This window comes from Lysinibacillus sp. DFXJR4, assembly GCF_057196045.1.
In genome coordinates, this window is record NZ_JBXUNW010000026.1 from 23,130 (window position 1) to 37,303 (window position 14,174).

General features: G+C 35.8%; 10 protein-coding genes and 1 riboswitch. Of the genes, 2 read left to right on the forward strand and 8 right to left on the reverse strand.

Annotation, left to right across the window (positions count from 1 at the left end):
* Positions 1-89 precede the first annotated feature (89 nt).
* Positions 90-204, reverse strand: a riboswitch (TPP riboswitch).
* Between the two features lie 230 nt (positions 205-434).
* The 3 genes from AC2CGN_RS24535 to AC2CGN_RS24545 form a co-directional block, all read right to left on the reverse strand.
* Complete coding sequence (locus AC2CGN_RS24535) at positions 435-701, reverse strand: hypothetical protein (protein WP_484516789.1); 267 nt, start codon at positions 699-701, stop codon at positions 435-437.
* Between the two features lie 285 nt (positions 702-986).
* Entirely contained in the window at positions 987-1,919 is a 933-nt protein-coding gene (locus tag AC2CGN_RS24540) for an AEC family transporter (RefSeq protein ID WP_286927211.1), read from the reverse strand.
* 145 nt (positions 1,920-2,064) lie between these two features.
* Entirely contained in the window at positions 2,065-4,215 is a 2,151-nt protein-coding gene (locus AC2CGN_RS24545; RefSeq protein WP_484516791.1) for a methyl-accepting chemotaxis protein, read from the reverse strand.
* Positions 4,216-4,467: 252 nt separating this feature from the next.
* Here AC2CGN_RS24545 and AC2CGN_RS24550 point away from each other — a divergent pair, with 252 nt between their 5' ends.
* Entirely contained in the window at positions 4,468-6,330 is a 1,863-nt protein-coding gene (locus AC2CGN_RS24550) for an S-layer protein (RefSeq protein ID WP_484516793.1), read from the forward strand.
* A 61-nt stretch (positions 6,331-6,391) separates the two neighbouring features.
* On the opposite strand, the gene AC2CGN_RS24555 is transcribed toward AC2CGN_RS24550, so the two are convergent.
* Positions 6,392-7,552, reverse strand: a complete 1,161-nt coding sequence (locus AC2CGN_RS24555) for a response regulator (RefSeq protein WP_484516795.1) — start codon at positions 7,550-7,552, stop codon at positions 6,392-6,394.
* A 151-nt stretch (positions 7,553-7,703) separates the two neighbouring features.
* Here AC2CGN_RS24555 and AC2CGN_RS24560 point away from each other — a divergent pair, with 151 nt between their 5' ends.
* Positions 7,704-10,745 (forward strand): hybrid sensor histidine kinase/response regulator, encoded by a 3,042-nt coding sequence (locus AC2CGN_RS24560; protein WP_484516797.1) that lies wholly within the window; start codon positions 7,704-7,706, stop codon positions 10,743-10,745.
* Between the two features lie 117 nt (positions 10,746-10,862).
* Here AC2CGN_RS24560 and hepT read toward each other — a convergent pair whose 3' ends face one another.
* The 4 genes from hepT to AC2CGN_RS24580 all read right to left on the reverse strand — a co-directional run.
* Positions 10,863-11,267 carry a type VII toxin-antitoxin system HepT family RNase toxin gene (gene hepT, locus AC2CGN_RS24565; RefSeq protein ID WP_286927231.1) on the reverse strand — a complete coding sequence of 135 codons (405 nt, stop codon included), beginning with the start codon at positions 11,265-11,267 and terminating at the stop codon, positions 10,863-10,865.
* The gene (mntA, locus tag AC2CGN_RS24570; RefSeq protein WP_286927206.1) at positions 11,260-11,679 is read right to left on the reverse strand and encodes a type VII toxin-antitoxin system MntA family adenylyltransferase antitoxin; all 420 of its coding nucleotides are present in this window, start codon (positions 11,677-11,679) and stop codon (positions 11,260-11,262) included. Before mntA ends, hepT begins: the two co-directional genes overlap by 8 nt.
* Before the next feature lie 101 nt (positions 11,680-11,780).
* Positions 11,781-13,010 carry an EAL and HDOD domain-containing protein gene (locus tag AC2CGN_RS24575; RefSeq protein WP_484516800.1) on the reverse strand — a complete coding sequence of 410 codons (1,230 nt, stop codon included), beginning with the start codon at positions 13,008-13,010 and terminating at the stop codon, positions 11,781-11,783.
* Between the two features lie 252 nt (positions 13,011-13,262).
* A partial coding sequence (locus AC2CGN_RS24580) for an S-layer homology domain-containing protein (RefSeq protein ID WP_484516802.1) occupies positions 13,263-14,174 on the reverse strand: 912 nt, incomplete at its 5' end.

Here is a 14,174-nt window from a genome sequence, read left to right on the forward strand (position 1 = left end):
TCACCCCAACAAAAATAAAAACCGAATCCAAAAAATTTTGGATCCGGCTATGATTGTAAAAGGTATAATTATCGCATTGTAAAGAGCACGCAATAATTTCTTAACTTTCCCACGCTGGTATGAGCCAGATCAGGTCCAAAGGGTCAAGAAACCTCTATGCGTTTCCCTCTCAGCCTGACTCATCAGACTCCCCTAGTCAATGCTATTAAGTTTGATGCTAGTGTAACAGATATTGCTAAGAGATGGAAGCTTCATTACTATTTTTTCCTTCAGAGTTTATATTTTTGCTTCATAAACTCTAAACGCTTTACCTGCTCAGATGCGAGCCGTAATCATTGCCGCTCCAGATTGACTGTGCTTCATAAGATTGGCTGTATTGGAGGAGCTTTTCATAACGGAAGAAACAGAGTCTGAAATCTGCATAATTCCTGCCGTCATTTCTTCAATTGTTTTAATGATTTCCGCATATACAAATACAATGTAGTCATCATAACGACATTCAATAAAATGACTATGCCTAAAAGTATAGGCAAGTACTTCGTTACAGCAGATTTTTGAATGCCGTAAATAATGGAGCTCTCAATATCTAGTCCAACATATGCAACAATTTCAACATTAAGTGAGTGGTTATTTGGATTTTTAACTAGCTGTTCATACCTCTCTGAATCAAGCTGGTTCACGACATTTCTTGCTAGAATCATATTATTCTTTTTGTACTTTTATAGACAATAAGACCTAGATCAACACTAAAAACAATTATAATAGCAACTAATAAGATGATAAATTTTTCCATAACTTCATCCCTTTACGCAAAGCTATGAACACCCCTTTGAATATTATTTAGTATCTATTTACCCTATGTATATATTTACAATTACAACAACTAATAAAAACACTTTTATTTTTTAGTACTTTTCTTTATTTTGCTTTTGGAGCATAAAAAAAAGCAATAAGCCATAAGCCTATTCCTTTTTTTACGTCATATGTTATGAAAGAAATAATAATTCTGCTAGATAAATAACGATTGTTACTGTAATACAGCTCACTATTGTTGAAAATAAAACAGTTTGTGCGGCTGTTGCTGATTCGATATCATATTCTAATGCTAAACTAGAACTATTTCGGGATGTTGGAAAAGCGCTAGCAATAAATAATGATTGTGCCACTACCCCATCTAGACCGAGTATATAAATAATGAATAAAGCAACTGCTGGTCCCAAAATTAGTCGTGTAAAACAGCTAATAATGACTGTTTTATTAAACATGGATTTTATTTCAAGCTGTGATAATTGGGCACCTAACGTGATTAATGCCACAGCAATAAAACCGTCTGCAACATGATCTATTGGAATTTTAATAAACTGTGGCACTGCAAGATTAAAATAGTTCATTGCCACCCCTATAATAAGGGCATGAATGATAGGCATCTTAAGAAAATCCTTTACAATGGATATACCTGATTTTGTTGAGGAAATTAAGTTGTATAAGCCATATGTATAGGTAGTCATATTTTGGAATATCACCAAAATAACCTGTATCGCTACGCCGATTGGTTGTGTCACAAATATCATTTGTGCAACAGGAATTCCATAGTTTCCTGAATTAATAAGGACAACACTATTTTTAAATACCGCAGCCTCTGTTTTAACTAAACCAAGTCCTTTCGCTAAAAAATGGCTTAGCACCATTTGACTGCCGATAAAAAGGACAATAAATATCGCAACTTCTCCAAGCACAGAGAGCTCCACGCTTGTTTCATATAAATTAACAAAAACAGCGGCAGGCATGAAGCAATAGGTAATAAGCTGAGAGAGCGCTTTTAGATTGAAGCAAAATTTCTTTTGCAATATCGCGCCAAGCACAAGAAGCACTAAAATAGGAGCAACAATCTGGAAGAAAATCATACCGAGGTACATCATAGCATTTCTCCTCCTCTCCTTTCTTATAGTAGTGCTGTTTTTCCGCTAGGTCAATCTGTCCCAAAGAGAGAATAGAACTAGCCTTCTCCAATAAAAAAGAACTGCTTTAGGTAACCTTCAATACCTCTTAGACAGTTCTTCATTATTAAGCTAGCTTAAATCGATTAACAACCTCTTGTAATTCCTTTGAAATCTCATTCATATTATTGATGGATTCTCCCACCTTTTGTAGCTCTGCTTGTTGGTCGATAGCAGAGGCACTTACCTGTTCTGCAGATGCAGCTGTCTCCTCTGAAATAGCAGAAATACTTTGGATTGCCATAATTGCTTGATTTTTATGCTCCAACATATCCGATAGCTTAGCCATTAGCTCATTTATCGAGGAGGCGATAGAGTTTGATAGCTCACTGTTGTCTTTAAATGCGACCTCTGTGCTTTGTACAGACTCATTTTGTGACTGCATAAGCTCTGCATTTGAAGCAATAACAGCAACGGTTTGCTTGGAATTTACAAGTATACTATCCACTGTTTGCTTAATTATATCTGTTTCGTTTTTTGATTGCTCTGCTAGCTTTCGTACTTCCTCTGCAACAACTGCAAAGCCTTTGCCATGCTCTCCAGCACGTGCTGCTTCTATACTTGCATTTAAGGCTAATAAATTCGTTTGCTCCGTAATGCCTTGAATAGATGTGATTATTTGGTTAATATTGGCGATATTAGATGCCAGAGACTCCATTTGCTGCTGAATACGACCATTCATGGCATTGGTCTCCGCATTACGGTCACGTAAGCTTTCAACCTCTTGCATGCCTTTATCAGTAGTGGCTTTTGTTTTATTTGACAGCTCATCCATTTCATTCGATAAAGCTGTAATAGCATCAATTTGATCGGATAAATCAATCATTCGATAGTTTGTCTCCTCCGTATCCTCAGATTGCTTAGATGCACCTTGAGCAATTTCATTAATTGCTACAGAAACCTCCTGACTTGAAGCCACTATTTCATTAAATGTCTCATGAACATGATGGGAAGATTGATTCAGTAATGTCGTAGAATTTAGCACTGTTTTTATGGCACTATTCGTTTGATCTAGCATATTATTATAAGCCAATGCAACAGCCCCAATCTCATCAGCTTTAATATATTTCTCATCCACTTTTTGTGTTAAATCACCAGCAGCCGCCATTTCAATAGATGCACGTAAAAACTTTAATGGCTTCAATTGTCTATAAATGAATAGGGCACTAGCAGCAGACATTAAAACCACTATAATAATAGAGGCAACAATTGTAAAAATAAACACCTGATTATAAGTCTCTAGAATTTTTGATTTAGGTAGTACCATTTGGACAGTCCATGTTTCACCAACTCCCTCTAATACCATTGGTGAAAAGACATTGAATGAATTTTCTTTCAATTCGTCAGAGTCCATGTACATGCTTTTTACTTCGCCACTATCCATCGTTTGTTTAATGCTTGTCCAATCTAAATGTTCCTGCATATCCAATCCATTTAGTGTGGCACCAAGACTATTCGCTGTTAAAATCCCTTTATTTGTAATAATCGCAGCATAACCACCATCTGGCTTGACCGACTCTGTCAATTCAGTTAGATAGTCAATGGATAAATCAGCCGTTAATATGCCAAAAAATGACCCTGAAGCATTTACTAATGGAACAGAAATAGTTGTCATTAAGACTGTCTTTCCATTGACATTATAATCATAGGGCTCTGTTAGAACTGATCGTCCCTCGTCTTTTGGTACCCAATACCATTCGGACACACTTTTATCATCTATGCCTTCAATAGCAGCAGCAGTAATACCACCACCATCCTTACTTAAATAAGGTATAAAGCGATTTTTTGAATCAATTAATGCCTCATATGTAGCTGAATCTATTTTCATAGTATTCTGTTCTAATAAAGTCGTAAGAGCTATCGGTTTTACGTTTGCAATATTTTGCTCTAAAATAACCCCTACGCCAAGCAAATCATTATTATTTACTAAATTGGTTTCCATGATATCCAAAATAGCTTGCGCAGAAACCTCACCTTTTTTCTCCATAGTTTCAACAATACGCTTTGTTGTTAGTAAAGTAGTATTTGCTTTCTTAAAGCGCTCACTCATTTTTGCCGCAGAAAATTCAGCAGTTTCAAGCGTTGCACTTTCTGCATCATCAACACTTTGATTTTTCAAAATAATGCCTGTTATTATCGTATAAGCAAAAAATAATAGTAAAAATATTCCTATTATTAGAGAAGATAGCTTCAAAGCAATACTTCTAGATTTTTTCATGACAACACCCCTCTTTTATACATAATAATAATGGATGGAACATTGTATCACAACAATAGATTTAGCGAATTAAGTAGAATTTTACATATTTATAGAGAAATATTAGGATTTTATCACAAAAAACAAGAAAGTTAAAAAAAGGACTATTGGTTTATTTATTTAATCAAACCTAGTAAAACATGCCCTTTGGATACTAAATTATTGAAATATATGATATATTAGCTACTAAATACGATGATTGGAGTGACCAAAATGAAAAATAAAGCGTTATCAACTTTTATGGCAACGGCTCTTACAGCAACCTTAGTATTGCCAGTGGCACCTGTAAACGCTGCTTCTAGTGATTCATCTGTAAACCAGTCAATTCAAATTGGTGAACGATTGGCTGCTACAAAAACGAAGGTTCCAGCAGGAGATGCAGTTACTATTACTAATATTACAAAGGATAAGGTGCGTACTTCTAACGGACAATATAATATTAGTGATTCTCTTAAATCACTCTTTAAAACTGCAAATAGCACGGCATTAACAAATGCGCAAGCTACAATTGTCGTTAAAAAGGGTGAAATTACTAGCGTCACATCACTAACATTGAAAAAAGCTGGCACTAACAAAAAGACGGTGTATTTCGATGGTGGAGACGCGAAGATTGAAGGAAGCCTAACTGTCGATGCAGATTATGTGAAAGTTGAAAATGTAGCTATCGAGGATGAGCTCATTGTTACAAGTCGTGTAAAAAAATCATTCTCACTTGATAAAGTAACAATTGGGGATGGAATTACCTTTAAACCTCTTACGGCAAGAAAAATTAATTGGCTTAATGTTTCTCTAAATGATGTAAAATCGGCTACACTTAACGTAGAACGTACAAAAGTGGATGTATCCTCTAACCAAACAATTTCAACTATCAAAGTCGTTGATAAAGTGGCTGCATTTGAGGTTTCATCAAATGTTGATAAACTAATCATCGATGTTGACAAAGATTTTAGCCTTTATGGGGAAGGCAAAATTGAGCAAATAACTGTTAGTGGCGGAGCAAAGGTAGCTTTAGATTCAGGACATATTGTTACTAAAGTACAAGTAGATGATAGCAAGGCTTCTGTAACACTACCTGTGGCAAATAAAACTGAATTAAATAAATTACTAACTTCTCCTCCATATGTTTCAGTTTCTGCTTATGGAAATGACGTTTTAACAACTGAAAAGTGGACAACACAGACGGATCGCAACGCATTTGAAACCGCCGTTACAAATGCTAGAGCAGTAGCTAATAATGCGAGTGCTTCACACGAGCAAGTGAACAATGCTCTTACACAATACAAAACTGCCTTAGCAAACTATCAAGCTGTGCAAAAAAATGGAACAAAGTATGGGTATGGAAATGGTGATAAAACATCATTACAAAACCTAATCAATTCTGTTCAGTATGTTACAGTTTCTTGGGATGGTAATAACATATATAACACGCCTTGGACAACCCAAGCAGAAAGAGATGCAATAGAGAGAGCAGTTGCATCAGCACAAGCAGTGGTGAATAATTATTACGCTACTCAAAACGATATTTCTAATGCCATCTATAATTTAAATAATGCTATTACGACTTACACAAATGCTCAGAGAAATAGAACTGCTGGATACGGTACAGATAAAACATCATTACAAAATCTAATCAATTCTGTTCAGTATGTTACAGTTTCTTGGGAAGGAAATAACTTATATAACACGCCTTGGACAACTCAAGCAGAAAGAGATGCAATAGAGAGAGCAGTTGCATCAGCACAAGCAGTGGTAAATAACTATTACGCTACTCAAAACGATATTTCCAATGCAATCTATAATTTAAATAATGCTATTACGATTTACACAAATGCTCAGAGAAATAGGACGAATGGATATTATAATGTTGATAAAAATCAACTAACAAATCTTATTAATTATGCTTGGAACTTATATTCAGCAGATTCATTTAAAAGCATAGCAGCTAAAAATAATTTATCTTCAGCAATCAATTCAGCTCAATCTGTTGCCAATAGTTATGCTTCGACACAATATGATGTTAATAGTGCTATTACTAGTTTAAATAATGCTATTGATACTTATAATAGATCTTATTAAATTAAAGTGATTTGAAAAAAATTTCAATGAGGACTTTGCTTTATGCAAAGTCCTTTCAACTTCAATTCAACACATCCACCTGCGTAACCGTGCTGCCCTTTCTCCAACTTCTATACCATCCTTCAATTTCCACACTTGGCTCTACTGCTAATTGCTCTTGCAGCATTTTTTTAAGTTGCCCATATTGCTCTTCTACGGCAGCGGCATTATTGAGCAGATCATATAGCTTCATTAAGGAGAAATAGCTCTCCTCTTCATCTGGGGAGATTATTTGGATCCTCTCCTGTACTCTTACAGCTGCAGCGTATTGTTGGCTTCTTATATAAAATTCACTTAATTGCTGTGCGTGGCGCAACCATAATCGTCTGAGCCGTTCTCTTTCTCCTTCAGACCAAAGATAATCGCTATCCCCTAAATAATCTCCTGTATAGGCCTGAGACACCCGTTCATGTTTATCTGCTGTACCTTCTTGTAAATGCGGTAAAGATTTTAATTGATCCAACCATTGTTCTACATCAATTAATACATTTTCCACTATTAATTTATAACCCGAATTTAACAATGGACTAGAGATTTGAATGCCCTCTAACCCATAATTTTTTAATGTTTGACGGATAGTATAAATGGCTGTATAAAGCTGCTTGGATGCTTTTTCTATATCTGATTCTGGCCAAAATAACTCTAATATGGTATCACGATAAATGATTTCATTGCGATTAGTTAGCATATAGGCGAATAGCTCTTTCGCTTTCGATGTCCGCCATTTCATTAATTGCACCTTACCCTCAGGTGTTATGACTTTAATACCCCCCAGCAGCTGAATCATTTTTTTCTTCGCTACCATTTGCTGATTATTTTCGATTACTGACTGAAGCCGTTCCAATGTTTTTTGTAAGCGCACCTCTTGCACAGGCTTTAATAGATAATCTATTGCATGCAAATTAAAAGCATCTATCGCATATTTGTCATAACCAGTAATAAAGACAATCTCAACATTCGGCAAAAGCTCTTGAAGCTTTTCTCCTAATGCAAGTCCATCCATATCTGGCATGACAATATCTAGAAATACAACATTAGGTTGCAGCGCTTGTATTTGGGCAATGACATTTAGGGATTCGGTATATGCTCCAACTATGTCTATTTCCGGGACTTTACTCTTTTCAAGTAAGGTTTTCAGTCTCATTAATGGTAAATGTTCATCATCTACTAATACTATTCTCATGACATCACCTCCTTAAAAACTAGTCATAGTATTAATATCGTTATGTTTATGAAAGAATTGATAAATAAGCCGTTACTTTTGAAGGAGTTTTAAACATTTTTGTTGAAATTAATTCTTTATGATAAAAAAGAAAGTACTCTCAAAAAATTTCATGATTTTTCTAATTGCTGGTATATTCTTTTGCTTGCTTACATTACTTCGTTTTGCTTGGTTTGATTTAACAAATGTTCCTGAGGGGGTCTCTGCAAAACAAGGAACAGTTGATTTAAGAGCTGTAGATACAAGCTATGATTTTAAAACTAAACTACAAGGAGAATGGGCGTTATATCCAGACACTTTACTCGCATCAGAAAAATCATCTGTACATGATGAAAAAAAAGTTTATTCCAACCAACCTGAGTCATGGAATAAATACTTTAAAGAGTTTAGCAATAGACAATATGGTTCTTATCGCTTAACAATTCTAAAACAACATAATGCACCTCAAATGTATGGTATGACAATACCTGAAGGATTAGCACCTTACGAACTGTATGTAAATGGGCAACTAATTGGTGGACTCGGAAATCTGAAATCCGACAATGAACGAACTGCCCCGATTAGTAGACCGATTACCTATTATTTTACCCTAGACTCGAATGAAAGTGAGATTATTATACAGGGCGTTCAAACGAATCGTTATTCACAGGGTGGATTTACAAAAGAAGTTATTTTTGGCGATTTGTACTCGATGGAAAAATCAAAATTCTTTTCTATAGGTACTCAAATAGCTGTATGTTTAGTTTTTTTATTTTATCTTATCTTTGTTGTTTTACTTGTAGGAATTGGAATTCGAAGTAAATCACTCATTTATTTTGCCATGATGATTATTTTCACGTGTATAACTGTACTCGTTTCTAGTAACAAAATTATTTATATTTACCTACCCATTAACTGGATTTGGGCAAGTAAACTATTTTACTTTTCTTATATTATTAATATGTTATTTTTCGTGTTATTTCTACGCGAATTAGTGAAGGAATATTTAAAACCACCAAAAATATTAAATGTTGTTCCAATGCTATGTGTAGCTTATTTAGTATTTATCATTTTATCTCCAATCGAGTATATCTTTAAAACCAAAATTATTTTCACAACAGTATTTATTGTGTCTCCTATTATTATAACTGTTTTCATATTATATATAGTAATTAAAGGACAAAAAGGAATTGTGTTTTTATTATTAACTGGTACCGCAGTTGCTGGTAATTCACTATTTTTTTCAACAAGGCAGAATACTACATTACCTTACAGTCATTATCCCTTTGATCTCTTGATTGCTATCACAGCAATATCAGCATATTGGTTTACACGTTACTTCCAAACAACACTGCAAACCGAAAAGCTTTCTGTTAAGCTCCAAAAAGAAATCGATACAAAGGATGATTTTCTGGCAAATACTTCACATGAGCTTCGCAATCCGCTTCATGGAATGATGAGTATTGCCCAAACACTATTGGCGAAGCAAAATTCGGATCTTCCCGAAAAAAATAATGATGATATAAAGCTACTGCTAACAATCGGCAATCATATGAGCTACATGCTGGATGATTTACTCGATTTAGTGCAATTAAAAGAGAAAACACTCCGTCTTCATCCAAAGGCCATTAATGTGCATAATCTAGCAAGTGGCGTAAGTAATATATTCCTTTTCATGCTAAAAGGAAGGCCTATAGAGCTTATTATTAAAATACCAAAAGATTTACCGCCTGTCTTAGCGGACGAAACTCGTCTTATTCAAATTTTCACTAATTTAATTCACAATGCTATTAAATTTACAGAAAAAGGAACTATTACTATAGATGCTGAATTGATCGATAAAAAAGTGTATATTTCCGTTACAGATACGGGAATCGGTATTGAGAAAGACATACAGGAAAGAATATTTGAACCATATGAGCAAGCAGATTCAAGTATGACATCTATTGGTGGTGGACTTGGACTAGGCTTAAGTATTTGCCATGAGCTAGTTGCCCTTCATGGAGGAAAAATATCATTGGCGTCCACTGTTGGCAAAGGCTCTACCTTTACTTTTTCATTACCAATAACGAATGAACAAGCAGACAATAATACGAAAATAAACATTGACAACGATGCTTCACTTTCTAAATATGTCTCATTACTAAATAGTCTCTCAAAATTTGAAGACGAAATAGCTGCGGTTACTGAAAAAGAAACGCTAGTGACTAGTCATTCGAGAATTTTAATTGTTGATGATGATGCCGTAAACCTACAAGTTCTTGCCAATGCGCTTTCTACGGAGGCTTATGATATTGAAACTGCATTAAGCGGGCCCGAAGCGCTGGAAATGCTACAAAATAATAGCTTTGATTTGGTCATTTCCGATATTATGATGCCACATATGTCTGGCTATGAATTGGCGAAGAAAATTCGTGAACAATTCTCCATTTCTGAATTACCAATCTTGTTCCTAACAGCACGTCAGCAAAGAGTGGATATACAGCTCGCCTTTTTAAGTGGCGCAAATGACTATGTTAAAAAACCAATGGAATATGTGGAGCTTAAGTCAAGGGTCCATGCACTTGTTCGCGTAAAGCAGTCAAGTGAGGAACGCCTAAGAATCGAAGCAGCTTGGCTACAAGCACAAATTCAGCCCCACTTTTTCTTTAATACACTGAACTCGATTATTTCCTTGCATGGCGTGGATAATGAGCAAATGGAGAAGCTATTATTAGCATTTAGTGACTATTTACAAATGAGCTTCGATTTCCAAAATGTCGATTTGACCGTACCGATTGACTATGAATTAAAGCTTGTGCGCTCCTATCTAGCTATTGAGCAAATTCGCTTTGGTGATAGAATTCTAGTTAACTGGGATATCCCAATAAATATGGAGCTGTCCGTTCCTCCACTATCCATTCAAACGCTCGTGGAAAACGCCATCCAGCATGGCATTTTACCAAAACGCGGAGGCGGAAACGTGACCATTCGCATTACTGAGACAGAGCGCTATTTTACTATAGCCATTTCTGATGATGGCGTTGGCTTTGATAATACCACACCGCAAAAGAAAACAAGCGTTGGTCTAGTCAATACCCATCAACGCCTAAAACAATTATTCAATGCAGAACTAACTATAAAAAGTGTAGTTGGACAAGGCACTACCATTTCATTCCCAATTCCTAAAAAATAAGGATAGAGCAAAGTCTGCTCTATCCTTCGGTTTGAAGGGCTATCCTTCAGTTTAGTGGTTCTATCCGTCACTTTTACGGTGCTATCCACCAGTTCGATCATTCTATCCGTTTTAACGTTATATAAGTAATATTGCTGCTGTATAGACCTTAAAATCATCTAAATGATTCTCGATGATTGCTTGAAGTATATTTAATTCAATTGTTTGATAATCATGTACAGCAATATTCCGAAACCCAACCATATTCATTAATGTTTTTGCTAATGTATGATTTATAATATTATTGTCCTCGAGCAACTTGAATGCTTCTCGACTTGTTTTAGGCAAACCAAGCTTTAAATCACTAACTATATGCATGGCCAAATCAATACTAGCCTCACATGCTCGTTGAATATTTAAAATAATACTATCCTGCTTGGTAAAATCCATTAAATTTTCAGGATTATCGTTATATACTTCCCTGACTCGATTCATACATCGTTCGATTGTTGCAACCTTATTTAAAACAACATCATTATTCACCATAGACACTACCTCTTTCTTCAATTGCCTTTAGAATTTCCGCACGTTGTTCATTTAACGTCACATACATAGATAATGCCTTCATTCGTTCTTTAACAAAGGTGTTTTCATCTTTACAATCAATGACAATACCACTTGAGAAAATTTGTGCTGCAAACACTGTATCAACTGTTAGAATATCAACTAAATCAACATCTACATTACAAGACTGCGCAATCTCTCCTGCTAATAGAAAGCGTTCATATGCCGATAGCTGACTTTCTGCAAAATACGCAATATCTAGATCACTATCTTCCCGTGCCGAACCTTGCGCATACGAACCAAAAACAATAACAAAGGCCGGATTAACAGCTAATGCTAGCTTTTCCACAACTACTTTTTGCCAGTTTTGTTGCAGATCAAACACCTCCATTCGTTAGAATCATTATAACAAACTCTCCCCTTTGTTTGCGTATTGTTACGCCATTAATGGACCGCACACAAACACATGAGGTTCATCATCGAAAACGGCTATTAAAATGACTTTTCCGCCCATTCCATTGCTTCATGGTATAAAAGATCAATGGTTGTCAGATCAATATTTACTTGTGGAGCTAATTCCTCCAAGCTTGACCAATCTAATTTCCCCAAGGCAATACTGAATTCAAGATATGGCGTCATCTCAGTTTGTTGACCGAAAATTGTGTCCGTTATGTCTTCTGAAAATGGTAGCTGTTGTAAAATTACGTTGATTGGTCTTTGTAGTAAAGTATCTATTAATGAAAACATGCCTACCAAGAAGTATTCAGAGAAGTTATGCTTATTCGAGAGTTTAGCTAATTTTTCACAAACCTTTGCACGGAATAATGATGTCCACATAACCTCTTTAAAGTGATCCGAATCAGTATTTATATCAATTTCCTTCATGGCTAATAAGTAAATCCACTTACGTAAATTAGATATCCCAAGCAGTACTATCGCTTGTTTTATAGAGCGTACTTTGGATTTAGAACGTCTAGAAGCATTATCAATCATTTGCAATAATTTATACGTTAATGAAAGATCACGCTCAATATTATCGGCAAGTAACTGTATATTAGGTTCCTCTTCCTTTAATAGAGTAATAATGTAGAAATATTGAAGGGTATTCGCTGGTATATCTGTAGCTTTAATTATTTGAGGTTGTTCAAAAAAATAGCCTTGGAATAACTTATAGCCTGAGTGTTTTGCAACTTCAAATTGATTACGTGTCTCCACTTTTTCTGCAAGCAGCTGAATGTGAGGGAAATTCTCCTTCACTTTATTTTCAATTTCCATTCTCTTGAGTAGTGGTGACGATAAAAAATCCACTTTTATATAATCAATATGGGCGAATAGTTCATCATAAACTTGAACATGCTCATCCAATATAAAATCATCTAATGCTATTTTAAATCCATACGATTTCAGCTCAATTACTCTCTCTACTAATTGTGGTGTAAGCGGAACATCCTCTAATATCTCAATAACAACCTCTGATGGATTCAAATATTCATTTATCGAGCCCATAAGCAAGTTTTCAGTAAAGTTCACAAAACAAGGCTTACCTTTTGTTACCTCTTCAATACCAATTGAAAGAAATGAATTTACTAGTACGTCAATTGTTGCCGCATCTGAATCAACCATCGGAAAAGAATTTCCATTTTTACTACGATATAATAATTCATATGCAACGACCTGTTCTTGAAGATTAAAAATTGGCTGTCTACCGATAAATACTTCCACTTTAATCCTCCATTTTTGTGTAATTAATGTATAATTGTTACATTTTTCATCTGCTAACACCTATATATTAACATTTCATTCTATACAGTTTCTAAACAAACCCAACGAAATTCAACAAAGACATTGGAATATCATTTAGTTTTAAGAATCTATCCTTCAGTTGAATCATTCTATCCGCCACTTTGCAAATTCTATTGGTCCCTATTGAAAAAAGCAGGCTAAGGTTATTCCCCTAGCCTGCCTTTCTATGTCTTATTTTGAAAGTTGCTCATTATCATCTTCGTCGATCACGTACGAATGAGATTTCGCTGCTTCTTCAATGTCATCAAACGCCCAGTGTGTTGCTTTTACATCTGGGAAGCTTGGTGTTGTTACGCCTTGTAGTGGACCACGTTCAAACATGCGGTTCATCATGATTACAGCTTGAGCACGTGTTAAATGCTCATCTGGTGCGAAATTGCCATCCTGACGACCGTTGATAATACCTGCTGCACGGTTTGCTTCGATTATCCATTGTGCCCAGTGACCTTTTGTATCGTTGAATGTAATCGCTACATTCTCTTCGATAGACAGTTGCTTAAAGTTCGCCACTACCGTTGCCATTTGTGCACGTGTAATGTTTTCACTTGCACGGAAGTTACCATTGACATCGCCATTCATAATGCCACGCTCTTTGACAAAGGCAATGGCACCTGCTGCGTAATGATCACTTGGAATATCCTTGAACGGTGCCGTGTTGACTGGTCCATCTGTATAGCCTAAAATACGCGCAATCATTGTTGCCACTTGAGCACGTGTTACGTTTTTCTCGGGACCAAATGTGCCATCTGGGAAGCCCTTAATGTACGCTTCATGCTCTTTTACTTCTAGAGGTAGTTTTGTTTCTTCCTTCTTATTGAACTGAATAATCGTAAATGTACTAAACTTCTCGACGGTGAAGCGTAAGCCTAGCTCACCCTTCGCCATTGTTACCACTTCAGGGATCACGACTTTCTTCTCCCCATCAGAGTGTTCAATAAATACCGCTAATTGCTTCAGGAATGCCTCACGCTCTGCTGCACCCGTTGGGATTTTCACGCCTTTTAATGGCAATGTCACCTGTACAGGACGACTTGGCATATTTGTTTCGATTGTCATTGGACGTGCCACTACATGCACATCATT